Source organism: Cellvibrio sp. ARAG 10.3, from assembly GCF_051846955.1.
Classification (GTDB): Bacteria; Pseudomonadota; Gammaproteobacteria; order Pseudomonadales; family Cellvibrionaceae; genus Cellvibrio.
Genome location: NZ_JBPYCU010000003.1, coordinates 166,330 through 192,132, shown reverse-complemented (window position 1 = coordinate 192,132; position 25,803 = coordinate 166,330). Strand labels below are relative to the sequence as shown.

Annotated in this window: 23 protein-coding genes; 14 read left to right on the top strand and 9 right to left on the bottom strand. The window is 55.8% G+C overall.

Annotated features, from left to right (window positions below):
- The first annotated feature begins 15 nt into the window (after window positions 1–15).
- Both ACSV5M_RS05500 and ACSV5M_RS05495 read left to right on the top strand, forming a co-directional pair.
- Entirely contained in the window at window positions 16–138 is a 123-nt protein-coding gene (locus tag ACSV5M_RS05500) for a hypothetical protein (RefSeq protein ID WP_439174603.1), read from the top strand.
- A gap of 61 nt (window positions 139–199) precedes the next feature.
- Entirely contained in the window at window positions 200–1,756 is a 1,557-nt protein-coding gene (locus ACSV5M_RS05495; protein ID WP_439174602.1) for a methyl-accepting chemotaxis protein, read from the top strand.
- Here ACSV5M_RS05495 and ACSV5M_RS05490 read toward each other — a convergent pair.
- The 5 genes from ACSV5M_RS05490 to ACSV5M_RS05470 form a co-directional block, all read right to left on the bottom strand.
- Window positions 1,748–2,434 (bottom strand): exonuclease domain-containing protein, encoded by a 687-nt coding sequence (locus tag ACSV5M_RS05490; RefSeq protein WP_439174601.1) that lies wholly within the window; start codon window positions 2,432–2,434, stop codon window positions 1,748–1,750. The genes ACSV5M_RS05495 and ACSV5M_RS05490 overlap by 9 nt on opposite strands.
- Before the next feature lie 2 nt (window positions 2,435–2,436).
- A complete protein-coding gene (locus ACSV5M_RS05485) occupies window positions 2,437–4,263 on the bottom strand; it encodes a DUF294 nucleotidyltransferase-like domain-containing protein (protein WP_439174600.1) in 1,827 nt (608 codons plus the stop codon).
- Window positions 4,264–4,291: 28 nt separating this feature from the next.
- Window positions 4,292–4,831 (bottom strand): hypothetical protein, encoded by a 540-nt coding sequence (locus ACSV5M_RS05480; protein WP_439174598.1) that lies wholly within the window; start codon window positions 4,829–4,831, stop codon window positions 4,292–4,294.
- Between the two features lie 101 nt (window positions 4,832–4,932).
- Entirely contained in the window at window positions 4,933–6,702 is a 1,770-nt protein-coding gene (locus tag ACSV5M_RS05475) for a sodium:solute symporter family protein (RefSeq protein WP_439174597.1), read from the bottom strand.
- A 3-nt stretch (window positions 6,703–6,705) separates the two neighbouring features.
- Window positions 6,706–6,990 carry a DUF4212 domain-containing protein gene (locus ACSV5M_RS05470; protein ID WP_439174595.1) on the bottom strand — a complete coding sequence of 95 codons (285 nt, stop codon included), beginning with the start codon at window positions 6,988–6,990 and terminating at the stop codon, window positions 6,706–6,708.
- Between the two features lie 529 nt (window positions 6,991–7,519).
- Between ACSV5M_RS05470 and ACSV5M_RS05465 the strand changes: the two genes are divergently transcribed.
- Window positions 7,520–8,674, top strand: coding sequence for a DcaP family trimeric outer membrane transporter (locus ACSV5M_RS05465; protein ID WP_439174594.1), 1,155 nt, complete (start codon window positions 7,520–7,522; stop codon window positions 8,672–8,674).
- Window positions 8,675–8,701: 27 nt separating this feature from the next.
- Here the strand turns inward: ACSV5M_RS05465 and queG are convergent, their stop codons facing one another.
- The 3 genes from queG to ACSV5M_RS05450 form a co-directional block, all read right to left on the bottom strand.
- The gene (queG, locus tag ACSV5M_RS05460) at window positions 8,702–9,814 is read right to left on the bottom strand and encodes a tRNA epoxyqueuosine(34) reductase QueG (protein WP_439174593.1); all 1,113 of its coding nucleotides are present in this window, start codon (window positions 9,812–9,814) and stop codon (window positions 8,702–8,704) included.
- Between the two features lie 54 nt (window positions 9,815–9,868).
- Entirely contained in the window at window positions 9,869–10,237 is a 369-nt protein-coding gene (locus tag ACSV5M_RS05455; protein ID WP_439174592.1) for a PilZ domain-containing protein, read from the bottom strand.
- Between the two features lie 69 nt (window positions 10,238–10,306).
- Window positions 10,307–12,112: a DUF1631 family protein gene (locus ACSV5M_RS05450; protein WP_439174591.1), complete on the bottom strand. Its 1,806-nt coding sequence runs from the start codon at window positions 12,110–12,112 to the stop codon at window positions 10,307–10,309.
- Between the two features lie 235 nt (window positions 12,113–12,347).
- Between ACSV5M_RS05450 and ACSV5M_RS05445 the strand changes: the two genes are divergently transcribed.
- Window positions 12,348–13,865, top strand: a complete 1,518-nt coding sequence (locus ACSV5M_RS05445) for an NAD(P)H-hydrate dehydratase (RefSeq protein ID WP_439174590.1) — start codon at window positions 12,348–12,350, stop codon at window positions 13,863–13,865.
- Between the two features lie 71 nt (window positions 13,866–13,936).
- Window positions 13,937–14,368 carry a tRNA (adenosine(37)-N6)-threonylcarbamoyltransferase complex ATPase subunit type 1 TsaE gene (gene tsaE, locus ACSV5M_RS05440; protein ID WP_439174799.1) on the top strand — a complete coding sequence of 144 codons (432 nt, stop codon included), beginning with the start codon at window positions 13,937–13,939 and terminating at the stop codon, window positions 14,366–14,368.
- On the opposite strand, the gene ACSV5M_RS05435 is transcribed toward tsaE, so the two are convergent.
- Window positions 14,365–15,711, bottom strand: coding sequence for a conjugal transfer protein TraF (locus ACSV5M_RS05435; RefSeq protein ID WP_439174589.1), 1,347 nt, complete (start codon window positions 15,709–15,711; stop codon window positions 14,365–14,367). The genes tsaE and ACSV5M_RS05435 overlap by 4 nt on opposite strands.
- A gap of 441 nt (window positions 15,712–16,152) precedes the next feature.
- Here ACSV5M_RS05435 and ACSV5M_RS05430 point away from each other — a divergent pair, with 441 nt between their 5' ends.
- The 9 genes from ACSV5M_RS05430 (at window position 16,153) to ACSV5M_RS05390 (ending at window position 25,753) form a co-directional block, all read left to right on the top strand.
- Window positions 16,153–17,493 (top strand): N-acetylmuramoyl-L-alanine amidase, encoded by a 1,341-nt coding sequence (locus ACSV5M_RS05430; protein ID WP_439174798.1) that lies wholly within the window; start codon window positions 16,153–16,155, stop codon window positions 17,491–17,493.
- Between the two features lie 80 nt (window positions 17,494–17,573).
- A complete protein-coding gene (mutL, locus tag ACSV5M_RS05425; RefSeq protein WP_439174588.1) occupies window positions 17,574–19,430 on the top strand; it encodes a DNA mismatch repair endonuclease MutL in 1,857 nt (618 codons plus the stop codon).
- Between the two features lie 2 nt (window positions 19,431–19,432).
- Entirely contained in the window at window positions 19,433–20,428 is a 996-nt protein-coding gene (miaA, locus tag ACSV5M_RS05420; RefSeq protein WP_439174587.1) for a tRNA (adenosine(37)-N6)-dimethylallyltransferase MiaA, read from the top strand.
- Window positions 20,429–20,539: 111 nt separating this feature from the next.
- Window positions 20,540–20,806: an RNA chaperone Hfq gene (gene hfq, locus ACSV5M_RS05415; RefSeq protein ID WP_087467905.1), complete on the top strand. Its 267-nt coding sequence runs from the start codon at window positions 20,540–20,542 to the stop codon at window positions 20,804–20,806.
- A gap of 16 nt (window positions 20,807–20,822) precedes the next feature.
- Window positions 20,823–22,127: a ribosome rescue GTPase HflX gene (gene hflX / locus ACSV5M_RS05410; protein WP_439174586.1), complete on the top strand. Its 1,305-nt coding sequence runs from the start codon at window positions 20,823–20,825 to the stop codon at window positions 22,125–22,127.
- A 121-nt stretch (window positions 22,128–22,248) separates the two neighbouring features.
- Window positions 22,249–23,376, top strand: a complete 1,128-nt coding sequence (gene hflK, locus ACSV5M_RS05405) for an FtsH protease activity modulator HflK (protein ID WP_439174585.1) — start codon at window positions 22,249–22,251, stop codon at window positions 23,374–23,376.
- Window positions 23,376–24,251: a protease modulator HflC gene (gene hflC / locus ACSV5M_RS05400; RefSeq protein WP_439174584.1), complete on the top strand. Its 876-nt coding sequence runs from the start codon at window positions 23,376–23,378 to the stop codon at window positions 24,249–24,251. Before hflK ends, hflC begins: the two co-directional genes overlap by 1 nt.
- 124 nt (window positions 24,252–24,375) lie before the next feature.
- Window positions 24,376–24,561, top strand: a complete 186-nt coding sequence (locus ACSV5M_RS05395) for a DUF2065 domain-containing protein (protein WP_087467909.1) — start codon at window positions 24,376–24,378, stop codon at window positions 24,559–24,561.
- A 16-nt stretch (window positions 24,562–24,577) separates the two neighbouring features.
- Window positions 24,578–25,753: an ATP phosphoribosyltransferase regulatory subunit gene (locus ACSV5M_RS05390; protein WP_439174583.1), complete on the top strand. Its 1,176-nt coding sequence runs from the start codon at window positions 24,578–24,580 to the stop codon at window positions 25,751–25,753.
- The last annotated feature ends 50 nt before the right edge of the window (window positions 25,754–25,803 follow it).

Here is a 25,803-nt window from a genome sequence, read left to right as displayed (position 1 = left end):
CTAGAGCAAGCGCTTGTGCGGTTATTGATGCAGGACAAAAAAGCGCGCAATGGCCAGTATTTTGGCGGCCAAGTGCATGATGTGGTGGCAAATCATCGTCGGCGGGCGACGCCGGGCGAGGTGTTGGGCACGCTGTAACGGGTAGAGTGCGCACCAACTGCTAGACTCAAGGAGATCTTCGGGTTACGGGGTAACGCACATGTTTTCCGATAACGACAAAAAACACCTGACACTGGTTTGTATCATCGCCCTTCAGTTGCTGGCCTGGCTGGTCGGGTTGCCCTTATGGCTGACGATTATCGGCGTCTCGGTGGCGCTGGCGGTGCTGTTGTATTGGCCCGCACAACACAGACCGGAGGCCGGGATGACGGCCGAGTCGGCCACGCTCACGCGCATGGCAGACCGGGTGTCTGCCGCGACATCCAAGATGGCCACCGGGGCGGCGGAAGTCTCGTTTTATATCGATGGCCTGGTGAAAGACATCAAACACAGCGCCGACGACAGTGGTGAGATCGTCAATGCCGGGCGCAACCTGGCCAGTACCAGCGCGCAGATGAGCGGCAACCTGCACACCATTACCAAAACCATCGAACAAACTGCCCGGGCCTGCCAGGATGCCGATGCACGCCTGAAACTGGGGGTGACCAACATTCACCAGTTGGGAGAATCGGTCACCCGGGTAGCGGGGCAGTTGCAGCAACTCCAGACCAGCGCCGACAACATCCAGCGCATTACCGATGTCATCAAAGGCGTGGCGGAACAGACCAACCTGCTGGCATTGAATGCGGCTATCGAGGCCGCGCGGGCCGGCGACCAGGGGCGCGGCTTTGCGGTGGTGGCGGACGAGGTGCGCGCCCTGGCGGGCAAGACGCAAGGTGCGACCCAGGATATTGCGGCAATGCTGGGCGCAATTCGTACCCAGAGTCAGGAGGTCGGGGCGTTAATGAGTGGCTTGCAGCATTCCAGCGATCAGGTAAAACAGGAACTGCAACAGGCGGCGGAGGGTTTTGAACAGGTCAACAGCGAGATCAGTAAATCCTCCGCCGCGCTGGGTTCGATTGAGCAAGCCGGCAGCGGGCTGGAAGACACCAGCGAGCGCATCAGCCAATCCATCAACAGCATCAGTAATGCCTTGGGTGCTATTGAACAAAAGAGCAGCACCATCGCCAAGCGCGCCCTGGAGGTGTCCGAAGAAACCGAGACCATCTACAGCGACCTGGCCGATGTCAGCGACACGGTGTTCTTCATGCCGATCCTGCGCGAAGCCCAACAGGCGGCGGCGAGTATCGGCAAATTATTTGAGCAGGCGATTGCGGAGGGGCGCCTGACCCAGGCGCAGGTGTTTTCACAGGAATACAAACCGATTCCCGACACCAACCCGCCGAAATACCACACGCCCTACGACGACTTTACTGACCAGCATTTCCCCGCCATACAGGAGCCGATCCTCACCCGCCATCCCGGTGTGCTGTTTGCTGGTGGTGTGGATGTGAAGGGATATTTCCCGACCCATAACAAAAAATTCTCGCAGCCGCTGACGGGCAAATACGAAAAGGATTTATTGAGCAATCGCACCAAGCGTATCTTTAGTGATCGCACCGGCAGCCGTTGCGGTGCCAATACCCAACCGATGTTATTGCAGACCTATAAGCGGGACACCGGGGAAGTGATGCACGATTTGTCGGTGCCGATTATGGTCAACGGCAGGCATTGGGGTGGTTTCCGTATCGGTTTTAAACCGGATACGTCACGTTAATGGGGCGATGAGTCTGCGCCATACACCTCGGTCCACCAGATCGCCCAACTCCACTTGCCGATTCATGCGCGCTATTTGCGCGAGTAATAACAACGCGCAACTGTACGCATCCTCCAACGCATTGTGGGTACTGGCGAGCGGTAAATGATGGCGATGCAAACACGCGTTCAAGCGCAAACCATCGGCCTTGAATGCCTGATCGCGATGGGTCAAATGGCGTTTCTCAATACGCAGGGTATCAATCGCTTTCAGCGGCGGTGCCGAACCAAACAGGTTGCGCAACGCGGTGCGCAAAAACGCGAGATCCAGTGCCGCGTTATGCGCAACCAGCACATAACCGGCGTAATCTTCCAACCATTCCTGTAATACGTTTTCCAGCGTGGGTGCGTTGTGTAAATCCCGATCATGCAGGCCATGAATCGTTGCACTTTGCCCCACACTGACCGGCGGTTGAATCAAATAATGGCGCGCGTCGGCGAGCACAATTTCGCGTTGGCGAATGGGCACCCAGCCGATGCTGACAATGTGGTCGCGCGCGGGATCCAACCCGGTTAATTCCAGATCGATGGCAAGCAAGGGGCAATCGTCTATTGCGGTGTGATGCGCAGGGAATGTCGCCTTGGCGAACGTCTGTATCAGTGGATGCTGCGCGCGTTTATGAAGAGTAATCCAGCCCACAATTACAAACCCCGCAAAAAACGAAACCGCACCATCGCCTGGGCTTTGTTGATCACCTCAAAGCTGTCGCGCAGTTGGTGGCGTTGCAGGTTGTGCAGGCTGGCCGGGTCAAGGATATTGCTTAAGGGCCGTTGGGCGTGAATATCCTGCTGGTGTTTTTCCCAGCGCAGTTGCGCGATTAAATCAAAGGCATCAAGTAAATTCTGTGCGAGATCTTCGTCCATGGCGTTGGCGCGGTTGAGTGCCTGTAAACGCTGCCGGGTATTGACCTCGTCAATGCCCTGCGCGTAAGCCGTCACGCGCGCGATATCGGTAATCAGTGACGTACCGTTTTTTTTCAAATCGCAACCGGGTTGTTGTTCGCCTTCCTGGGTGAGTACAAAGCCTTTAAAAAATCCCAGTGGGGCGCGATCACGCACCGCGTTTTGTGCAAGATGAAACTGGAACAGGGTGTTGTGGCGGGTGAGTGGTAACAGGTGTTGATGCAATTGTTGCGCAAGAGCTGCCTGGCCATCTATCGCGCGCAGATCGAAAAAAATGCTCGACTGCAACACCGATTCCGGTGTGGGGTGACTGACAATGTGGGTAAATTTTTCTTTCCATCCCGCCAGGCTCAAACGCAGCGCCGGATTGGATGCCATGATATTGCCGGGGCACAAACGAATGCCGCACTCACCTAAACCTTCGCACACCAATGTCGCCAGCCGGGCGAAATAATCGCCCACGGCTCCCTCGGGTTCCTCCGCCAGGATCAAGGCATTGTCCTGGTCCGAATTCAGGCTTTGATCCATGCGTGCCTGGGAGCCGAAACCGATCCAGCAAAATTCGCACGGCGCTGCACCCAATTGTTCCTGCGCAAGAAGAATCAAACGCTTGGTGAGCGCATCGGTGATGGTGGTCATGATCTGCCCGATTTCCAGCGCTGGCACCCGTTGGCGACCGAGCAACATCATCAGCGGTATGACACCGTTGCTGATATTTTTCAGCCCGGCCAGATCCGCTTGGCGATGGATATTGCCGATCAGGTAAACCGGGTGATCCTGTTGCACGCGGATAATATCGGTGATGGAGAGCATGCCGTAAATCTGCCCGTCGTCGAGCACCGGCAGATGATGCACGTTGTGCATCGCCATGGTCTGGATCGCTTCGTAGAGATACGCAGAACGTTTGATAGTGTGTGGCGAACGGGTCATCACCTGGCGCACCGGTGCATCGCCGGTAACGCCTTTTGCCAGCGCCCGCGCGCGCAAATCCCGGTCGGTCAGCAGGCCTGCCAGTTGGCCGTTCTCTTCCACTAACAAGGTGGATACGCGATTGTCAGTCATGCGCTGCGCAGCCGTTACGATGGTGTCTTGCGGTGTGATCAGGACTTTGCGGGCGCTGATCACATCGTTCACTTTGAGCGTTAAATGAAAACTGGCCGGCGCTTCTTCATAGCGATGCAAACGGTGGCCGGCCAGTGCACGAAAGTAATCGGCAACGCGCGCATGATCCGCCAGCAATTTGTGAAAGGCATCGGCTTCCAGCCAATACACCAGGCCATCTTCTTCGCACAACACCCGATAGTTTTCCGCCTGGCCGGAGAGCAACCATTCCTGGCCAAAAAAATCTCCTTCCTGCAATTTGCCGAGCAATTGTTGGTGAGCGTCGTAGAGGGCGAAGACGCCGGAGCGGATAATCATCAGACGCGGCTTAACCGCTGTGACCGGGTGCTGTGCCTGAACGTACACCACGTTGATGTGCTGCGCGAGCCGCGCGACATCCGCCGCGTTGAGATAACCAAATGGCAGGGTTTTGGCGAGAAAGCGGGTGACCTCCATAACCTCCATAACGCGTGCCCCCTGTGTCTGTGAAGGATTATCCGGCGCTGGTGTGAGGCGGCGCATCGCACGCCAGGCGCAGGAGCGGATCATCCTGGGCCAGGCTAAGCCATTGCTTGCCTACGGTTTCACCGGCGCGCGGGATTTGCAAATCGGTGGTGAGATCGGCGCGCGCATGTTGGGCGCAGTGGAAGACCTGCGGAATGCGACGCGCTGCCATGCGACGCTCGAACACATACAGGTCGGCCAGTATCACATCGGGATTGATCTGGTTGGCAGCGGCAGAGCTGGTATCCACCGCAATAAAACGCAGGGTTTGTGGAAACCAATACGTCCAGGGCTTCCATCGGGTGAATTCGGCCACGGCCTTGCCCACCTTTACGCCGGCGGGTAAGCGGCTAACCTGATGGTCATACCAGCTGTATTCACTGTGAATCTGGAAGGCGAGCATGCCTGCCCCGGCAAAGGCCGGTACGATCCAGCGCGGCAGGCGTTTGGCGGTGAGTGTGCGGCACAGGAGCGCGAGCCCCGCCGCGCCCAACCCTGCACACAGGGTGGCGATAAATTCCAGCAGCATAGCTACCTCAAAAAAGCCCCAGCTTACACATCCCCGGCTCGCTCATAAAGAAACGGGCCTTCGATGGAAAGCCCGTTTGCTGTTCAACCTATCCTGGCAACTCAGTGATGTGCAGTGGCTTTACCCGCACCCTTGGGATAGCGCACGCTTTCCACCAGATCCTGAATCGCTTGCGGCGGCGCTTTGGTCACTGTGGAGACCGCCGCAGCCACCGCAAAATTGATGACTGCACCTACCGCGCCAAAGGATAACGGCGAGATGCCAAACAGCCAATTCTCGGGTACGTTGGCGAAGGTGTTGGTGCCGGGGATAAAGAACCAGCCCAGATACAGGAAGATGTAAATGGTGGTCGATAAGAGCCCCGCCAACATACCGGCCATGGCGCCCGCACTGTTAACCCGTTTGGAGAAAATACCCATCATCAAGGCCGGGAAGATCGACGCCGCCGCAATCCCGAATGCCAGTGCCACCACCTGCGCCGCAAAACCCGGCGGATTCATCCCCAGCCAGGTGGCCACCACAATGGCCACCGCCATGGAGATGCGCGCGGCCAGCAATTCCCCCTTATCCGAGATGTGGGGATTGATCACCCCCTTGATCAGGTCGTGGCTGATGGACGAGGAAATCGCCAGCAACAGCCCCGCTGCGGTAGAGAGGGCTGCCGCCAAACCGCCGGCGGCGATCAGGGCGATTACCCAACTGGGCAGGTTGGCAATCTCCGGGTTCGCCAACACGATGATGTCATTGTTCACCGTCAGCTCATTACCGGCCCAGCCGCGCGATTCAGCGACCTCGGTAAACGCCGGTACATCGTTATACATCTGGATGCGGCCATCGTTATTTTTATCGGTATAGGTGATCAAACCGGTGCTCTCCCAGGTGCGAATCCAGTCCGGCCGCTCACTGTATTCCAGTGCCTCGGCGGTGGGGCCAGCGGGGTAGATGGTGTTCACCAGGTTCAGGCGCGCCATGGAGGCCACAGCTGGCGCGGTCAGATACAGGGCCGCAATGAACACCAGCGCCCAACCGGCTGACCAGCGTGCATCGGCCACCTTGGGAACGGTGAAGAAACGGATAATCACGTGGGGCAAACCGGCGGTACCGATCATCAGCGACAGGGTAAAGAGCACCATGTTCAGTTTGTTCGGTACATCGGCGGTGTAATCGCGGAAACCCAGTTCGCGCACCAGGCCGTCAAGGGTGGCCAGCAGCGGTTGGCCGGAGTCCACATGAGTGGAGAAAAGCCCCAGGGGCGGAATCGGGTTATTGGTTAACTGCAAGGAAATAAACACGGCGGGGATGGTGTAGGCGATGATCAACACCACGTACTGGGCTACCTGGGTGTAAGTGATGCCTTTCATTCCGCCGAGTACCGCGTAGAAAAATACCACCACGGCGGCAATCATCAGCCCGGTATTGCTGCTCACCTCCAGGAAGCGCGAGAAGGCCACGCCGGCGCCAGTCATCTGCCCGATCACATAGGTGACCGAGGCAACGATCAGACACACCACCGCAATCATGCGCGCGCTGGAACTGTAAAAACGGTCGCCGATAAATTCCGGCACGGTAAATTTCCCGAACTTGCGCAGGTAGGGCGCCAGCAACATGGCGAGCAAGACGTAACCACCGGTCCAGCCCATCAGGTAAGTGGAGTTTGCATAACCGGCGGCGGCAATCAGACCCGCCATCGAAATAAACGAGGCTGCCGACATCCAGTCAGCGGCGGTTGCCATGCCGTTGACCACCGGACTCACACCGCCGCCGGCCACATAAAACTCTTTGGTCGATGCCGCGCGGGACCAGATGGCGATGGCGATATAGAGCGCGAAGGAACCCCCCACGAAGATGAGGTTGATCGTAAATTGGCTCATGGTCTAGTCCTCGTGCAGATCGAACTTTTTATCGAGCTTGTTCATTCTCCACGAATAGAAAAAGATCAAGGCGATAAAGGTGAGAATGGAACCTTGTTGCGCAAACCAGAAACCCAGATCAGTACCGCCGACAGAAATACCCGCGACCATCGGACGCAGAGCCAGACCGAAACCATAAGACACCAGCGCCCACACAATCAGACAACCGACGATCAATCGCAGGTTGGCTCGCCAATAGGCTTTTGCCATGGACTCCTCGCGGGTAACGCTTTCATTGTTATCAGCCATATCATTATCCTCGTGGTTTGTTTTAACTCCGGCACCAGAGCGGTGCATTTTTTTGCGGATTTGCTTAATGGATCCCGTGTTTATTTTTATCGGTAAACCTTCACGCGTCGACGCTGAAAGTTGCACGAGCAGAGCTTGAGCGCTAACGACAAATTTGGCAACACGTTGACAGATTTTTCATCTTCCACGCGTTGTGGTTGTTGCTTGCGGTAACACTTGGCGTTTTTCTTATTAAGATGTATTGCTTTAGAAGCAAGAATAGTCTAGACCACCATCTAAGCAAGAGCGAAGTCAGAAACTTTTGCTATTTAGGCAATTGCAAATGGCGCCTTGTCGGGTTGTTGCAGTGGCCTTTTACTTAACTGGGAAAGCACTGTAAGAAAACGGTCATTGAACCTCCGCCCTCCATTGCAGTGGTAATAAGTTTTATTAATAAAAAGGCGTGGTGGACTAGTCTACAAGTTATATCCCGGCTGTTTTTACCCAGCTCTTTCCTGACAATAATTGTGTAGAAAAGGAGTAGCGACACATGTGCAAACCTATCACGCAAATTTGTTACGGTCTGACGCTTTTTGCTTTACCCATGACACTGGCCGCACAAACGTTTAACGTCGGCGATACCCAGGTCAAGTTCAGCGGTTTCTTCAAGTTGGATGCTATGGTCACTGACACGGAATACGGTCAACTGGATTTTCCCGCGCGGGATTTTTATGTGCCGTCGCTGATACCGGTTTCCGGTGAAAGTGAAGGGCCGAAGTACGACACCCATGCCCGTCAGACGCGTTTTATCTTCAACACCACCACAGCCCTGGATAATGGCAAGACCATCGGCGGTCATCTGGAGTTTGACATGATGTCCACCGTCGGCGGAGACGAACGTATTACCAACGGCTATTCGCCTGGTGTACGTCATGCATTTTTCACCTACGACCGCTGGCTGTTCGGGCAGACCTGGTCCACGTTTATGGACGTGAATGCCCTGCCTGAATCCCTCGACTTTATCGGCAATACCGACGGCACCATCTTCGTCCGCCAGCCGCAAGTCCGTTACACCAACGGCAATTTCCAATTCGGTATCGAAAACCCGCAAACCACCCTGACGCCTTTTGGTGGCGGCACGCGCATTGTGACGGAAGACAGCAGCCTTCCCGATCTGGTCGCGCGCTACAACCTCAAGGGTGATTGGGGAACCTTCAGCGTATCGGGTCTGGCCCGGCAGTTGTCCTACGATTCCGGCGTGAGTGACGAAACGGAAACCGCTTTTGGTATTTCTGCCAGTGCAAAAATCCTGTTGTCGAACAACAACGACCTGCGGTTGACGATCAGCAGCGGTGACGGCATTGGTCGTTATCTCAATTTAAATACCGCGAACGATGCGGTGATTGCCGACGATGGATCATTGGAAGCGATCACGGCTACGGGTGCAGCGGTGGCTTATCGTCAGGTGTGGAATGCGCACTGGCGCTCCAATTTTGTCTACTCGGTGTTTGAGGCAGACAACGACACTGACTACACCGGGACGGGCGTCACCAAAACCACGCACAGTGGCTCGGTGAATTTGTTGTATCAGGTCGCCAGTAAATTTATGGTTGGTATGGAATTACGCTACGCCAATCGCGAAATCGAGTCGGGTGCGGATGGTGATATGACACGCCTGCAATTTTCGGCGAAGTATGATTTTTAATGGCGGTGTTCAGCGGTGGGCGCTGGCCTACCGCTGAATCTTGCGTTTGCGTCGGCGATGGGGTGTCGCCTGTTGAGCGAGTGCCCAGTCGATATGTTCCTGTACCAGGGCGGATACCTGCGGGCGCTTGCGCTCCAGCGCGGCGATGATCTGTGGGTCGCTCGGCGCATTGCCCAAGCCCACTGCCAGATTGCGCTGCCAGCCTTCATAACCCACCCGGCGAATAGCTGACCCTTCCGTGTAACGCAGAAACTCCGCTTCCGTCCAGTTGAACAGGGTAAGCAGATCGCTGTCGGCCAAACCGTGGCGCGGCAGAAAGTCGGTTTCCCGGGTTGGTTGCGCGTATTTATTCCAGGGGCAGATCGCCTGACAGTCATCGCAACCGAACACGCGATTGCCCATCGGCTCGCGGAACTCTTCCGGAATAGCGCCGGCATTTTCGATGGTGAGGTAAGAAATACAGCGGCGCGCATCCAGCACATAGGGCTGGGGAAAGGCATCGGTGGGGCAGACTTTCAAGCAGGCGGTGCAATCACCGCAGCGGTTGGGTTGATGCGGCTGATCGATCGGTAACGGCAGGAAGGTAAAAATCTCGCCCAAAAAAAACCAGCTGCCCGCTTCACTGTTGAGGATCAAGGTATGTTTACCGGTCCAGCCGAGCCCGGCCTTCTCCGCCAAAGGCCGTTCCATGACCGGGGCGCTGTCCACAAACGCGCGGTTTTGCACCTCACCTTTACCGGGAAAATCTGCCGGTAATGCGGCATCGATGCGCTGCGCCAGTTGGCCGAGGCGCTTGCGAATCAGTTTGTGATAATCGCGCCCCAGGGTGTAACGCGAGATGTAAGCTTTGGTGGGATCTTTCAGGATGCGGATCTGTTGGGTATCACCGGGTAAATAGTCCATGCGCACCGAAATAACCCTGACGGTGCCCGGCACCAGCTCCGCCGGACGCGACCGTTTGTTGCCATGCGCTGCCAGCCAGGCCATGGTGCCGTGATAACCCTGTGCCAGCCAGTCCTGCAAGTGGGACTCTTCGCGGCTGAGGTCGATATCCGTGATACCTACCTGCTGAAAGCCCAGTTCCCGCCCCCACAACTTGATGTCGGCGGCGAGCTGCGCAAAGTCGATGCTATCAATCATGGAGTAAGAAGGCTTGGCCGATGATGGTCACATTGTGCCAGAGAATGACAGGTTTCAATCACTAAAACGCTCGGCAATCATTTCCTTCCAGACTTGAATATCGGTACCTTCCGATTCAAATAACGCTAACCCCGCAATAAATTCTCCGGCGCGTTCGTGGGGTCGACACCACTTCACTTCGGTCACCAGTAAAAAGCGCTGCGGCGAATCGCGGAACTGCACACAAGCCCGCAAGATACTGCCGATAACCAGATCGCGGTCGACGCTGACGCGCAAGCCATTGGCCGAAAGATCCACGCTGTTGCTGATCACAATGTCAGGCGGAATTTCCACCCCGGGCTCGGCGGAGGTCAATTCAATAAACACCGTTTCCTCGGTGGTAAGGCGTGATTCCTGTCGTTTGTCCTGTTGTCGGTTGTTCATGTTTACACCGTGTGGGTAACATTTTTTATGATGACTATTGCGATGGCTTTGTATAAAAGCGGTGCGCGCTTAGGAAATATCCTTGCGCAAACCGCGAATCACTTTGACTAATTGGTCTTCAAATTTATCGCCTTTACTGATGACCTGAATCTGTTCCGTTTTGATGCCGTCGAATAACTGGTCGCGGTGTAGCTCAGCGGCTTTGCGGCCCACCTGATCGACAAAAATATATTTTCCGGTAGAGCTGATGATGACGGACAACTTGCAGCGCAAGGCGGGTTTATCCGCTTCAGCAATCTCAATCCAGGCGCCGACATTCAGCGTGCTCACCAGCTCTGCCGCGGTTTGTTCGCGGGCCAGTTGTTCGGCAGCGCGCGCCGCTTTTTCCTGCGCCTGGCGCTGTGTTGCCGCCGCCTGTTCAGCCAGTGCACGCTGGTGTTTTTCTGCCGCCAGTTTGCGCGCTTCTGCCAGGGCTTTTTCTGCTGCCGCCTGCTTGGCAGCAGCCTCTTGGGCCTGCTGGCGTTCAGTTTCCTGGCGATAGTGTTCAGCGTGTTTATCGCCCAGGGCTATCAATTGTTTCAGTGCGCTGACAATCAGGTCATCCAACGCAACCGGTTTTAATGTATGTGCAACGCCGGTGGATAAACACAGCGAAAAATCCTTTACATTTTTTGCCGTTACCTTGCGCCCGGAGCGATCTACAAATAACAGCTGATCCACATCCGGCAGCTTCAGGGCAAGCTTGCAGCGCAGGGGTTGGCCGTCCTCACCGTACAGCACAATCCAGTCGCCGGTTGCAATCGTCTGCGCGTGTTGTAATACCGCATTGGTTACGTGTGTGCGGTTGTCGGTATAACCTTCTGGATACGCAAAGGCGCCGACGGTGTTGCATTCCAGCGGCTTTTTCTGAATAGCCTGCATCAGGTGTTGGCTGAGGCTGTCGACAAAATCCTGATAGTGATCGCTGGTGTCGCGCTGCTGATGCAGGTTGCGTTCCAGCTCGCTCAGTAATTGCGGAATATCCCGGTAGAGTTGTTGTTCATCGATATCTTCGCCGGTCGCGAAGACTTTGCCGAGCAAGGGCAGGTTGCGTTGCCAGGCTCTCCAAAAAGGTGACTGGGTGTTGTCGTTGATCAAACAATGTTGCAGGGCGCTTTTTAATATCGGCAGTTGTTCAATCAGGGCGACCGGCATCGTTTGTCCGGCCAGGGATTGGTTAAGCAAATCCAGCACCTGGCATTCGGCCGCCAATAAACGCAGGTGGGCCACTTCGGTTTCACACAGGCGCGTCTCCAGCATGCGCGCGCGTTTGTCTTCGGCGTCCGTCCATTGGCGAAAGGATGTTGTGGCGGCCAGCAACGCTGTTGGTTCGGTGCTTTGGCGGACGGACTCAACCAGCTGCTGGCACTTTTCAAAAAATTGTTGATGCGGTTTGGCATCGCGCGGGTACCAGGTATAACCCTGTTGGCCGACCTCGTTAAGGAGTTGCCGCAGGGGGTGCTGCGCATTGCTGTAAATCGTGTCGTCCCGCGCGATGGCCATAACCACCGGCAGTGCCATTCTGCTCAACAACTGGCCCAGCCTGGGGTCCATGGCATTGCACAGGGTCTGGAATAATTTATCGGCCACCATCACCCGCAGCATCAACGCTGGTGCCAGTGCGAGTTGATGAGCGGCGAGTAATGCCGACAGTTGTTTGGCCAGGGGTTCGGCCGGTGTGAGGGCTGTCCCGACCAGTGCCACAGCATGGGCCAGGTCATGGCACGGCGTCAGCCCGGGGGCCGTTGGCACCGTAAGGGCCGCTGTGTCGAACAGGGATTGCAGTTGCGCTGCGTCACCCTTGAGCAGGTCCTGGAGATTAAAGGTAGTAGACATAACACTCGCTGCTGGAAGGCAAATAACGCCCTGTGAATATAGTGAATGGATGACAGCATTGCGAATATTTGCTCGCACGCTTCAGATGTCGCGTTGATGGGGGGCTGACACTTTCCACACCCATGGCATATTCAGGCTTCTGTGGCATTTCCAGAGAGCGCGCCAAGTTGCGTATAATCCGCCCACTTTTCCTGTCGGACTGGCTTTGCCGATCCGCCTACGCACTGAGACTGCCATGATCCTAACCACCCACAACCAGACTCCATTTCCTTCGACTCTTTATTGTGCTGCCGAGGTCCGTGCGCTGGACCAGGCGGCGATTGCTGCCGGCACGCCGGGCATCCAACTGATGAAACGCGCCGGGCGCGCGGTATTTGATGCGTTGCACCAGGCTTATCCCGAACCGGGTTTGATTACCGTGTATTGCGGCGCGGGTAATAATGCCGGTGACGGTTATGTGGTAGCAGCGCTGGCCGCCCAACGGCGCTTGCCGGTGCAGGTCATCCAGGTCGGTGCGTTGGACAAGCTTACCGGTGACGCGCGTCAGGCGTATGACTTCGCCTGCCAGGAGGGCGTCGCCATAACCGCTTTTGAAAATGCTGCCGTTCCCGCCGAGGGCGTGGTGGTGGATGCGCTCTTGGGTATCGGTTTGCAGGGCCCCGTGCGGGCTCCTTTTCTGCAAGCGATTGAGCGGATTAATGCATGTGACTTACCGGTGGTGGCGGTGGATCTGCCCTCCGGACTGGATGCAGATAGCGGTGCCGTGCAAGGCTGTGCTGTCAACGCCGCGATGACGGTGACGTTTATCGGAACCAAACGCGGCTTGCTCACCGGGCGTGGGCCGGCCTTATGCGGCACCCTGGTACTGGCGGATCTGTCGGTGTCGGCGGACATCCTGCAGGCCCAGTCCGGCTCCGCCGAACTGCTGAGGTTACCCGCACTGCTGAATAACCTGGCACCGCGCGCCGCGGATGCTCACAAAGGCGATTTTGGTCATGTAATGGTGATTGGTGGTGACACAGGTTTTGGTGGTGCTGCGCTGATGGCCGCTGAAGCAGCGGCACGTACCGGTGCCGGTCTGGTCAGTATCGCCACCCGCCCGGAACATATTCCCGCGATCCTTGCGCGCCGCCCGGAGGTGATGGCGTGCGGTGTGGTATCCGGGCAGGAATTGGAACCCTGGCTGGCGCGCCCCACTGTGCTGGTGGTCGGACCTGGGCTGGGCCGCTCGCCCTGGTCCGAGCAGATGTTGCAGCAGGCAGTAAAAAGTGGCCTGCCGCTGGTGCTGGATGCCGATGCCCTGAATATCCTCGCTGCCGGTCGCGTAGTGCCGGAAAACACCCGGCGTGACAACTGGTTACTCACACCGCATCCCGGCGAAGCGGCGCGTTTACTGGCGGTAAATACCACTGATATCCAGAGCGACCGTTTCGCTGCGGTCAGCAAAATCCAGCAGAGCTACGGCGGCGCCGTCATCCTGAAAGGGGCGGGCAGCCTGGTAGCGGCAGAGGCAGATTGTATTGGCGTGGTGGCGGCGGGTAACCCCGGCATGGCCACCGGTGGCATGGGCGATGTGCTGAGCGGTATCCTGGGCGGCCTGATTGCCCAGGGGCTGACGGTGGCGCAGGCCGCGCGTCTGGGTGCCTGCCTGCACGCCACGGCGGCAGACCTGGCGGCGGATGAAGTCGGTCAGCGCAGCTTGCTCGCCACGGATTTGATGCCCTATCTATGCCAATTGCTCAGTGACCAGTAGCGTTGCGACGAGGTAATCAAGGCGTGAACGAATCCATCAGCAAGACCTGGTACATCGACAATGAAGCCGACATGGTCGCCCTGGGTGAACAATGGGGGCGCGTGCTCGCTGCCGGCGATGGTGCCGCCACCGTGTTTCTCAGCGGTGATCTGGGCGCGGGCAAGACCACCTTGTCGCGCGGTATCCTGCGTGCCTTTGGCCATACCGGTGCGGTGAAAAGTCCCACCTATACCCTGGTTGAAGCCTATGAATTCCCGGCACGGACCGTGTATCACTTCGATCTCTATCGTCTGGGTGATCCGGAGGAGCTGGAATACATGGGGATTCGTGATTACTTCGATGCGCGCAGCATCTGCCTGATCGAGTGGCCAGCGCGCGGTGCCGGGGTATTGCCGGCGCCGGACTGGCAAATAGCGGTAAAAGTAGAGGGGCTTGGGCGGCGGATTGCCATCAGTGCGCTAACCCCGACAGGCCAAGCCCTGTTGCAGCGACTGGACGGTTAAAACGCCCAGCCAAATTGCAGGCTACCCGCTTCATATTCGCTACTGGCGGCATAACCCAATTCGAATACCGCCCGCCCCCATTGGTACCCGAGGCCCGCGGAGGCAACGCTGGAACGGAAATTGGTTTGATCTTCCCGGTAACCGGCGCGCAACGCCAGACGGTCAAACGCGATGTATTCAATCCCCAGGCTTAAATCTTTGGAGGGGGCTTCGTTGGCCAGGGGGGTGGATTCGCGCAGGTCAAAGTCCACACCAATGGTCAGCACATCGGTGACATAAGCAAAACCGAGTCGCGCGCGGGGTTTGAGCTGAACGATCTGCGCCGGCAATGGCTCGCCGGTTTCCGGGTCAATTTGCGGCGTGGTGCTGAACTCTTTGGCGATCACATCTTTCACCGCGACACTCAAGCGGTAATGACCTTCAATCAATGCCGCGATACCCAGATCGGCATTGACGGTGATGTGAGTCTTTTGCGAATCGGAAAAACGCCGCGCCCCGTCATCACTGCTGGTGATACCGCTGCTGACATCCACCGTATCGCGATAGGCGTCGACCCGTTGCAGCTTGGGCGTGATGCCAAACGAAATATCGTGACCATCCACTTCGAACTCCTTGGCCAAGGCAACGCCCCATTCGCCGATAGTCAGGGCACTGATATCGCCGCTGGAGGTTAGCTCGTCCACCGGATCACGCAGGTTGCCGTTCTCGTCCAGCAGTGCGGGATTGATACTGCCGAGGTCACCGCCCGCCGCTACGACATCCATGGCTTCAATATATTGGTTCAACAGTTCTCTATCGGTGTCATTGATGTCGGCTCGCCCGGCACCCAGGGCACGTACGCCGAAGAAAAACGCACCGCCTTCGCGTTTGCTCGGTTCACTCACCGAAAAGCCGACAAAGGCATCCAGGTTCAGGTCCTGATTGCCCAATTGATCGAGCAATTCATTCATATCGCGCGATACCGTGGCGACGGCGCCGGCACTTTCGCTGCCGGGGTTTGCGTTGAAATTATTGACGGCAAGACGCAACTGATCATCGAGTTCGTCGTCGGCGGCTTCGAGGGCGGTTTCAACCGTCTCGGAAAACTGGGCCACGATATGCGGAAACATAATGCGGCCATCGCGCGATTCGTCTTCGTCTTCGTCATGGAAAGACAAGAGGGCCGGATTATAAAACTGCGCCTGTGCCGTATTGCCCGCCGCGACTGCTGTACCGCCCATCGCCAGGCCGCGCGCATCATAAATACCGTAATTCACAGCGTTCGCCGGCACTGCGCCGAGGGATAACAGCCCGCAGGAGAGGCAGGCCAAATGCCTGACTGAGAAAGGACGAAAGACATACATGGTAATAATCCCGTGGCGGAAAATCGGTAAAAAGTGGGTTATGAAACAGACCTCCAGCAGTATAGGTGCTTTTATGGAAATCTTGCTGACAAGGTATTCACACTTGTGGGAGTTAATTTGCGCGGTAGCCTGCGTATTTTTTACTGGAGCTGTGCATCCCGATTGGGTAGAGTGATCGCATTTGCGGCAGGCCATCACATTCAATTAACCTTGGCCTATACTTTCACCAGGTTTTGCCGCAGTGGCTCGGGGTGCGCGCACCCTGTCAGTGACCCTTTTGATATCCATGCTGTCACAGGGGAAGCTCGCTTCCCACCATAATAGCCAGAGAGTAAAGCGTTGTTGCAGAGCATTACCAGAATTCTATCCCCGCTATTCGGCCTGCTTTGTGTGGGTCTGGTGTTCCTGTCTCCCCTCGTTAATGCGGCCGTTATCGAAGGTATGCGTATCTGGCGCGCGCCGGATCACACCCGCATCGTACTCGACCTCAGTGGTCCCGTGGATCATGTGATTGCGCCTTTGGGTAACCCCGAACGCCTGGTACTCGACATTCCCGGTGCCGCATTAAAGGCAGACCCAAAGGAATTACCCCTGGCAGATACACCGGTTGCCCAGATTCGCACCGCCGTACAAAACCAGACTGATATCCGCATCGTGTTTGATTTGAAAACCAAGGTGCAGCCGCGCAGTTTTTTACTCAAACCTTTCGCCGGCAACAGTGATCGTCTCGTATTGGATCTCTACGATATAGTGCCGGAGCAAACCGCAGCTACCACCACACCTGCTACCACCACACCAGCCAAACCGGCGGCCACGCCGGTTGTGGATAATGTGCCCGTGCCGGCGGTATCGCCCCAGGCAGCCGTAAAAACCCAGGCGGCGGTGGCCGGTGAACGGGATATTATTATTGCCGTGGATGCCGGCCACGGTGGCGAAGATCCGGGTGCTATCGGCCCCAAGCGGTTGCGCGAAAAAGATGTCACCCTCGCTATCAGTAAAGAACTGGTGGCTGCGATCAATGCAGAGCGCGGATTTACCGCCAAGCTGGTGCGCACCGGTGATTACTTTATCCCCCTCAAAAAACGCCGCGATATCGCGCGCAATATGCAAGCGGATTTATTTGTTTCTATCCATGCGGATGCGTTTCACAAATCCTCCGCGCGCGGTGCCTCTGTGTTCGCGTTATCGCGTCACGGCGCCACCAGTGAAACGGCGCGTTTTCTGGCGCAACGGGAAAATGAAGCGGACCTGATTGGTGGCGTGGGCGGCATCAGTCTGGAAGACAAAGATGAAATACTGGCGGGTGTGCTGGTTGATTTATCCATGACCGCCACACTGAATTCCAGCCTGCAAGTGGGCAATCACGTATTGAACTCTATGGGCAACATCGCGCGGTTGCACAAGCGCCATGTAGAGCAGGCCGGGTTTATGGTGCTGAAATCACCGGATGTTCCATCTATCCTGGTGGAAACCGGATTTATCTCCAACCCCGAAGAAGCGCAGAAACTGGGTTCGTCGGCTTATCGCAAACAAATGGCCCAGGCGGTGTTTAAAGGCGTACGCCAATACTTTGTGCAAAATCCGCCCGCCGGGACTTATATCGCCGCACAACAAGGTGCCGGCGGCGGTGGCATTGCCCGCGAACATGTGATTGCACCGGGGGACACGCTGACCGCTATCGCCCAGCGTTACAATGTCAGCATCAGTCAATTGCTGGCGCATAACGGGATGAAAAGTCATGTCATCAAGGTGGGACAAACACTCAAGATCCCTGCGTCCTGACAGCGTTTTCGTAAACGCATCGATGAAAACTTTCTTACCCGCTTGCGCGGGATTTTTATTTTTTCAGGCACCATCACAACATGAATCGAATTAAATTACTCAGCCCCCGTCTTGCCAACCAGATCGCTGCGGGTGAAGTGGTGGAACGCCCTTCGTCGGTGATTAAAGAACTCCTTGAGAACAGTCTGGACGCCGGTGCTACTCGCCTCGATATCGACGTTGAAGATGGCGGTATCAAACTGATGCGCGTGCGCGATAACGGTTCGGGCATTGATCAGGAAGATTTGCCGCTGGCGTTGAGCCGCCATGCCACCAGCAAGATTTATGAATTGGATGACCTGGAGGCAGTAGCTACCCTCGGCTTTCGCGGTGAGGCCCTCGCCAGTATCAGTTCCGTCGCGCGCCTTGCGCTGATTACCAGCACCAACGACAACAGCCTGGGTTGGCAGGTGGTGGCAGAGGGGCGCGATATGCAAACCGAAGTATCCCCGGCGCCGCATCCGCGTGGCACCACAGTGGAAGTGCGCGATTTATTTTTTAATACTCCGGCGCGCCGTAAATTTTTGCGTACTGAAAAAACCGAATATACGCATCTGGAAGACGTAGTAAAACGCCTGGCACTTTCACGTTTTGATGTCGCGTTTAACCTGCGCCATAACAATCGCGCAATTTATGCCTGGCGCGCTGGCGACAGTCAGCTGGAGCAGGAGCGCCGCGTGGCGCAAGTGTGTGGGCCGGCATTTATGGAAAATGCGGTGCATATTGAAATGGAGCGCAATGGGTTACGTTTATGGGGCTGGGTGGCCCTGCCGACGTTTTCACGCAGTCAGGCCGATCTGCAACATTTCTTTGTAAACGGTCGTTGTATCCGCGATAAATTGGTCAGCCACGCGGTGCGGCAGGCTTATCAGGACGTGCTGTATCACGGCCGTCATCCCGCGTTTGTGTTGTACCTTGAATTGGATCCGGCCACGGTGGATGTCAATGTTCATCCCACCAAACATGAAGTGCGTTTTCGCGATAATCGCAGTGTCCACGATTTTATCTACAGCAGTTTGCATCGTGCTCTGGCGCAAGTGAAACCGGAAGATTCACTCAATAAAACAACCGCAGTCAATACTTTCTTAACGCAGCAAACGCCGGCGGTTCAAGGTCTTGCTGCCGGGGAATTTCAGGGGCAGGAACGTATCAGTTTCGCCGCTGCATCAACCGCGCCGGTTGCGCCCCAGGCTGCGAATTATTATTTCCCCTCGTCTTTCAGTGCATCGCCTGCGGCGGTGCGTGAACAGATGAAAGTTTACGGTGATCTGCATCAGCCGGCTTCGCCCTTGCCCGAGGTGTCGGACGATGACGTTCCACCTTTGGGGTACGCCATCGCACAATTGAAAGGGATTTATATTCTGGCGGAAAACGCGCAGGGATTGATTATTGTGGACATGCACGCGGCGCACGAACGTATTACTTATGAGCGGATGAAATCCGCCTTTTCCTGCGGCGGTTTACAAACCCAGCCGATGCTGGTGCCGGAAAGCATCGCTGTCAGTCAGAAAGAGGCCGATTGCGCAGAACAGCATGCGGATACCTTTAAAAGTCTGGGCTTTGAATTGCAGCGCGCCGGACCGGAAACCCTCCTGGTCCGGCAGATCCCGGTGGTGCTTAACCGTGCGAAGGTCGAACAACTGGTGCGCGATGTGTTGGCGGACCTGATTGAACACGGTACCAGCGAGCGCATTCAGCATCACATCAATGAGATCCTTGGCACCATGGCCTGTCACGCGTCCGTGAGAGCCAACCGCCGCCTGACAATTCCCGAGATGAATGCGCTGCTGCGCGATATGGAGGCCACTGAGCGCAGCGGGCAATGCAATCACGGCCGGCCCACCTGGTTGCTGCAATCCCTGGACGAGTTGGACAAGTTATTTATGCGCGGGCAATGATCGTGAGCGAAACCCAATCGCAACAGGCAACGCGACCCCAGGTGATCTTTTTGATGGGGCCGACGGCATCCGGCAAAACCGATCTGGCCATTGCCCTGCGCAAACATCTGCCGGTGGAGTTGATCAGTGTGGATTCGACCCTGGTGTATCGGGGAATGGATATTGGCACAGCAAAGCCGAGCGCCGCTGAATTGGCAGCGGCACCGCACCGCTTGATTGATATTCGCGATCCCGCCGAGCCTTATTCCGCCGCTGATTTTTGCGCAGACGCGGAGCTTGAAATTGCGGCGATTATTGCCGACGGAAAAATTCCGCTGTTGGTCGGCGGGACCATGCTCTATTTCAGGGCGTTGCTCGATGGTCTGGCAGATATGCCAGCGGCAGATTTGCAGGTGAGGGCAGCGATTGAGCAGGAGGCGGCGCAATATGGTTGGCCTTCTATTCATGCGCAGCTTGCGCAGGTCGATCCGGAAACCGCCGCAGAGATTCACCCTAATCACTCGCAACGCCTGAGTCGTGCGCTGGAGGTTTACCGCGTCAGTGGTAAGACAATGTCAGCATTGCGGCGCGAACAGCACCAGGAGACGGGCGTCCCCTTTACTGAACGTTATCGCGTCACCCAAATGGCTATTGCTCCCCGCGATCGAACGCTATTACATCAACGGATTGCGACACGGTTCCACAAAATGCTGGAACAAGGTTTAGTCGAGGAGGTCACACGTCTGCATCGACGCGAGGACTTGCACCCTGATTTACCGGCAATACGGGCGGTGGGGTATCGTCAGGTGTGGGAATATCTGGAGGGCGATTTGACCAGGGAGGAAATGGTCGAGCGCGGTATCATTGCAACACGCCAGTTAGCCAAACGACAATTTACCTGGTTGCGCGGTTGGCCTGATCTATACTGGTTGTATACCGAGCGGGAAAACGGTATTTCACTCTCACGTGAAGAAATTGTGGGTTACGCCTTGAATTTTATAACTGGCGCAGCCATATAATAGCCCCGTGAGAACCCTAGTCAGATTTTCATACTTTGTTCCACCCCCTTCCATGCCGTATCGGAAGACTTAGGTGGGTAATCTTGTTATTTACATAATTGGAGAATAAACATGTCAAAAGGGCATAGTTTACAAGACCCTTACCTGAACGTCCTGAGAAAGGAACGCGTACCTGTATCCATTTACCTGGTAAATGGCATCAAGTTGCAAGGTCAGGTTGAGTCATTTGATCAGTTTGTAGTGCTGTTGAAAAACACCGTGAGCCAAATGGTTTACAAGCACGCCATCTCCACCGTTGTACCTTCTCGCGCTGTTCGTGTACCTCTGCTGAATGCAGCGGGAGAGCTGGAAGGCGAAGAAGAGCAAGTCGAGCAATAACCCCTCGAGGTATTAATTGTTTTTTGATCGCCCTGAGTCAGGTGAACTGGCAGTGCTGGTTCACCTGAACGTGTCTCACGGCCAGGAGCCGGAAGACCCCCGTGAATTTGAAGAGCTTGTGCTCTCCGCTGGCGGCGATCCTGTTGCTTTGATAACAGGAAATAGCCGATCCCCTAATGCCAGGTTTTTTATCGGTACCGGCAAGTTGCAGGAATTGCAACAGGCAGTGGCCGACCATGAAGCCAAACTCGTTATCTTTAACCATACCCTTACCCCCAGCCAGGAACGCAACCTGGAGAAAGAGTTGCAGTGTCGCGTGCTGGATCGGACCGGGCTTATTCTTGATATCTTTGCCCAGCGCGCGCGCACCTTTGAAGGTAAGCTGCAGGTGGAGTTGGCGCAGCTGCGTCATATGTCCACGCGCCTGGTGAGAGGCTGGACTCACCTTGAGCGACAGAAAGGTGGTATCGGTTTGCGCGGCCCGGGTGAAACCCAGTTGGAAACCGACCGTCGTCTGCTGCGTAACCGCATCACCATGATTGAGCAACGGCTTGAGAAAGTGCGTTCGCAACGGGAGCAGGGGCGACGCTCGCGTCAGCGTGCCGCTATCCCTACCGTCTCTCTGGTCGGTTACACCAATGCCGGAAAATCCACCCTGTTCAATCGCGTGACGGGTGCGGAGGTGTATGTGCAGGACCAGCTTTTTGCCACGCTGGACCCTACAATGCGTCGCCTTGAGCTGGCCGATATTGGCGCTGTGATCTTTGCTGACACCGTGGGTTTTATCAGTCACCTTCCTCATAAACTGGTTGAAGCATTTCGCGCGACGCTGGAAGAAGCGGCCAGCTCCACACTGTTGCTCCACGTTGTCGATGGATTTGCAGATGAGCGCCTGCGCAATATTGAGCAGGTGGATTTGGTTCTGGAGGAAATCGGTGCAGCTGATTTGCCGCAGCTACGCGTGTACAACAAGATAGACCTGCTGAACATGGAGCCACGCATTGATCGTGGTGATAATGGCGCGCCGGTGGCGGTATGGCTATCTGCCCAATCCGGCGCAGGTTGTGACCTGCTGCTGCAAGCGATTGCCGAACTGCTGGGTGAAGAGATGGTATTGGGACGGCTGCTGCTCAAGGCAGATCAAGGCCGTTTGCGCGCCATGCTTTATCAACAGCAAGCGGTGGCGGACGAGAATTATCGCGATGATGGTTCGTCAGAGCTGAATCTTCGCATCCCCAAAAGTGATTTATTACGTATATTGAGTGCAGAATCCCTGGCGCTGGACAAGCTGACCTGGGTGGGTGAAGGTAATCGCCCGTAAATAGCCTGTTGGTTTGCGCTCAGGCTTTGTTAGAATCCCGACACCTGATCATCGGCCCAACCGGATTTGCGGTAGGCCGGGAGATCGAACGAATTTTGATTAATAAGACTGGAGAGTATGTATGGCCTGGAATGAACCGGGAGGTAAGGATAAAGACCCATGGGGTGGTGGGGGCAAGAATAACGATGGTCCTCCGGATCTGGATGAAGCATTCAAGAAACTGCAGGAAAAGCTGAACGGCTTGTTTGGCGGTGGCTCCGGCGGTAAAGGCTCCAACGAGAATAGCGGCGGTGGTTTCGGCGGTATTCTGGTGGTGTTGGCCGTAGTTGCACTGATTATCTACGGTATCGCCGGTATCTATCAGGTCGATGCCAAAGAAAGGGCTGTTGTCCTGCAATTTGGTGCTTTCCAGGAAATCAAAGACTCCGGTCTGCGCTGGAATGCGCCGATTATCTCCCAGGTCTTCAAGGTGAACGTCACCACTGAAAGCCAATATCCCGCGCGCGGCTTGATGCTGACGCAGGATGAAAGCATCGTGGAATTGCCTTTGACCGTGCAATACAACGTGGCTGATGTGAAAGCGTATGTGCTGAACGTAAAAGACCCGGAAATCAGCCTGCGTCATGCAACAGACAGTGCGATTCGTCATGTCATTGGCTCAACTGAGCTGAATCAGGTACTTTCGGAAGGCCGCCAAAAAATTGCTGCAGAAGTGAAGATGCGTCTGCAAACCTATCTGGATAATTACGGCACCGGCATTCTGGTACGTGATGTGAATATTCAGGAAGGTCGTCCGCCGGAAGAAGTGCGCGCGGCATTTGATGATGTGATCAAGGCAAAAGAAGATGAAGAGCGGCTGAAGAATGAGGCCCAGGCCTATGCCAATGCGGTCATTCCTGAGGCGCGTGGTCGTGCGCAACGGATGATTGAAGAAGCCGAGGCTTACCGCGCCGAGGTGGTTGCGCGTGCGGAAGGTGAGTCTGATCGTTTCGAGCGTCTGTTGGCAGAATACAAGCGTGCACCAGCGGTCACTCGCGAGCGTCTTTATATTGAAACCCTGGAGCGGGTAATGGGTAACACCTCCAAGGTGATGGTAGATGTCGAGGGTGGTAACAACATGTTGTATTTGCCCCTCGACAGAATGGTGCAACAAGGCTCAGCTGCGCCCGCTACCAATACCCCAACAACGCTTCGTGAGATTCCCCGCCAGGAGTCCATGCCATCCAATATTCGTCGGGAGATCCGCTAATGAGTAACCGTGGTTTTCTCTCGCTGCTGGTCATTGTGGTTGTCCTGATCCTTGGCTCAAGCAGCTTTTATATAGTTACTGAATACGAGCGTGCGGTGGTGTTGCGCTTTGGTCGTCTGGTGAATGCCGATGTTCCTCCTGGCTTGCATTTCAAGATTCCGTTTGCGGACAAGGTACGGAAATTTGATGGCCGCTTGTTGACTGCTGACATGCGTCCCGAAAGTTTCTTTACCATTGAGAACAAGCGTCTGATCGTGGATTCCTACATCAAGTGGCGCGTCAAGAATGTTGAGACTTACTACAAAGCTACCGGCGGTGATGAAACGGTTGCGGCGGAGCGTTTGGCCCAGCGGGTGGCGGATGGTCTGCGTAACCAGTTCGGTCGCCGCACATTGCACGAGGTGGTATCGGGCAAGCGCGATGAGTTGATGAGCGAGCTGACCTTTAACCTGAACGCCGTCAGTGAAGGTTTGTTGGGACTTGAAGTGATCGATATCCGCGTCAAGCGCATTGACTTGCCGACGGATGTGAGTGACTCGGTCTTCGCCCGTATGGCGGCCGACCGCGAAAAAGAAGCACGTGAGTATCGCTCAAAAGGTAAAGAGCAGGCGGAAGTTATCCGCGCGGATGCTGATCGTCAGCGTGCGGTGCTGGAAGCTAACGCCTATCGCGATGCCGAGCGTTTACGCGGTGATGGGGATGCAAAAGCGGCGGCGATCTATGCTAACGCCTATAATAAGGACGCCGAATTCTATGCTTTTGTGCGTAGTCTTAATGCTTACTCAGCCACCTTTGATGGTAAGGATGATTTACTGGTAGTTGATCCCGGCAGTGAATTCTTCCGCTTCCTGAAAGACCCCGCCGGGAAAAAATAGCTGGATTTCAGCTCAACATTCCCCGGCAAAGGGTGTAAAATCCTGCAACCGAGCCACTGGCTCGGTTTTTTATGCTCTGGTTGAAAGATGACCGCACATCGCCCTGCGATGGAGAATCTTGGTTATGTGGGAAGAAATCGGTAGAGCTTTCTGCCTGATGCTGGTGATCGAGGGCATACTTCCTTTTCTATATCCGACCCGTTGGCGTCGCTTGGTTGCAAGTATCGCCATGGTCTCTGACCGCCACCTGCGTATCGTGGGCCTGGTCAGCATGATGATCGGTGTCGGTTTACTGTATGTACTGAAATAATGACATTAGAGTCGCTATGACTTACGCCGACCGCTGGCTGTTGCCCGATGGTGTGGAAGAAATTCTGCCTGCCGAAGCCAAATCAATAGATCATTTACGCCGCCGATTGCTGGACCTATACAGTAACTGGGGTTATGACATGGTGATTCCGCCTTTGCTGGAATACACCGACTCTCTGCTTATCGGCCTTGGCCGAGATGTCGATTTATTAACGTTTAAGGTAACCGATCAGTTAACGGGGCGGACCTTGGGTATTCGTGCCGACATCACTCCACAGACCGCCCGGATGGACGCGCACAGTTTCAATCGTGTCGGAGCCAATCGCCTCTGTTATGCCGGTCACGTGGTGCACACCAAACCTAAAAATCCCCTGGCTACACGCACGCCCATCCAGGCTGGGGTGGAATTTTATGGCGAAGCGGGTATCTCGGCCGACATTGAAGTAGTTTCTCTGCTGTTAGAGTCTCTGTTACTGGCTGAGCTGCCGAGGCTGCATATCGACCTTGGCCATGTGGGGATCTACCGGGCGCTGGCCAATGCGGCACGCCTGAGTGACGCTCAGGAAGACGCATTTTTCGATCTGCTTCAGCGCAAGGCCATGGCCGAGATTCACGCCTGGGTGGCTGCGAATATTGCTGATGCAGCCATTGCTGAGCTCTTTATTGATTTACCTGGTTTCGCCGGTGACCAGTCAATACTGGCGGCCGCCAGTGAACGTTTCATGTTGATCGCCCCAGCCGCTGCGGATGCAGTAGAACAACTGGCGGCGGTGGCGAGAGTGATTGAACGCCGCTACCCCCAGGCTGAGTTGTATTTCGACCTGGGAGAGTTGCGTGGCTACCATTACCTGACGGGTCTGGTCTTTGCCGCATTTGCCCCGGGTTATGGCAATCCTATTGCCAGTGGCGGTCGCTACGATCATATCGGTGAAGTCTTTGGTCGAGCCCGGCCGGCGACCGGGTTTGCTGTGGACATCACCGCATTAAGCAAACTGGGATTATTAACGCAATGGCAGCCCAAAGGCATCCTTGCCGTCGTGACCGACGACTTCGAACAATGGCAGGCTATCCAGGCATTGCGTGTAAAAGGCGAGCGGGTTATTTGCGCAAACGATGTTGCCGCTGCTGCGGAGCTACATTGTGATCGCCAGTTGATTGTGAGCAAGGGAATCTACGAAGTTGTTCCACTTTAGCGTCTATCACTGGGCCGGCACTGTGCAGAAACCTGCGGATTGTGTTGCCG

Bases quoted from the DNA above. Each gene is read 5' to 3' on its own strand.
- hflK (WP_439174585.1), top strand. From the start codon at position 22,249: ATGGCCTGGAATGAACCGGGAGGTAAGGATAAAGACCCATGGGGTGGT.
- ACSV5M_RS05435 (WP_439174589.1), bottom strand. From the start codon at position 15,711: ATGTATGTCTTTCGTCCTTTCTCAGTCAGGCATTTGGCCTGCCTCTCC.
- ACSV5M_RS05430 (WP_439174798.1), top strand. From the start codon at position 16,153: ATGCGTATCTGGCGCGCGCCGGATCACACCCGCATCGTACTCGACCTC.
- queG (WP_439174593.1), bottom strand. From the start codon at position 9,814: ATGATTGATAGCATCGACTTTGCGCAGCTCGCCGCCGACATCAAGTTG.
- tsaE (WP_439174799.1), top strand. From the start codon at position 13,937: ATGGTCGCCCTGGGTGAACAATGGGGGCGCGTGCTCGCTGCCGGCGAT.
- ACSV5M_RS05465 (WP_439174594.1), top strand. From the start codon at position 7,520: ATGTGCAAACCTATCACGCAAATTTGTTACGGTCTGACGCTTTTTGCT.
- mutL (WP_439174588.1), top strand. From the start codon at position 17,574: ATGAATCGAATTAAATTACTCAGCCCCCGTCTTGCCAACCAGATCGCT.
- ACSV5M_RS05390 (WP_439174583.1), top strand. From the start codon at position 24,578: ATGACTTACGCCGACCGCTGGCTGTTGCCCGATGGTGTGGAAGAAATT.
- ACSV5M_RS05395 (WP_087467909.1), top strand. From the start codon at position 24,376: ATGTGGGAAGAAATCGGTAGAGCTTTCTGCCTGATGCTGGTGATCGAG.
- ACSV5M_RS05475 (WP_439174597.1), bottom strand. From the start codon at position 6,702: ATGAGCCAATTTACGATCAACCTCATCTTCGTGGGGGGTTCCTTCGCG.
- ACSV5M_RS05445 (WP_439174590.1), top strand. From the start codon at position 12,348: ATGATCCTAACCACCCACAACCAGACTCCATTTCCTTCGACTCTTTAT.
- ACSV5M_RS05450 (WP_439174591.1), bottom strand. From the start codon at position 12,112: ATGTCTACTACCTTTAATCTCCAGGACCTGCTCAAGGGTGACGCAGCG.
- ACSV5M_RS05495 (WP_439174602.1), top strand. From the start codon at position 200: ATGTTTTCCGATAACGACAAAAAACACCTGACACTGGTTTGTATCATC.
- ACSV5M_RS05455 (WP_439174592.1), bottom strand. From the start codon at position 10,237: ATGAACAACCGACAACAGGACAAACGACAGGAATCACGCCTTACCACC.
- ACSV5M_RS05470 (WP_439174595.1), bottom strand. From the start codon at position 6,990: ATGGCTGATAACAATGAAAGCGTTACCCGCGAGGAGTCCATGGCAAAA.
- ACSV5M_RS05485 (WP_439174600.1), bottom strand. From the start codon at position 4,263: ATGGAGGTTATGGAGGTCACCCGCTTTCTCGCCAAAACCCTGCCATTT.
- hflC (WP_439174584.1), top strand. From the start codon at position 23,376: ATGAGTAACCGTGGTTTTCTCTCGCTGCTGGTCATTGTGGTTGTCCTG.
- ACSV5M_RS05480 (WP_439174598.1), bottom strand. From the start codon at position 4,831: ATGCTGCTGGAATTTATCGCCACCCTGTGTGCAGGGTTGGGCGCGGCG.
- hfq (WP_087467905.1), top strand. From the start codon at position 20,540: ATGTCAAAAGGGCATAGTTTACAAGACCCTTACCTGAACGTCCTGAGA.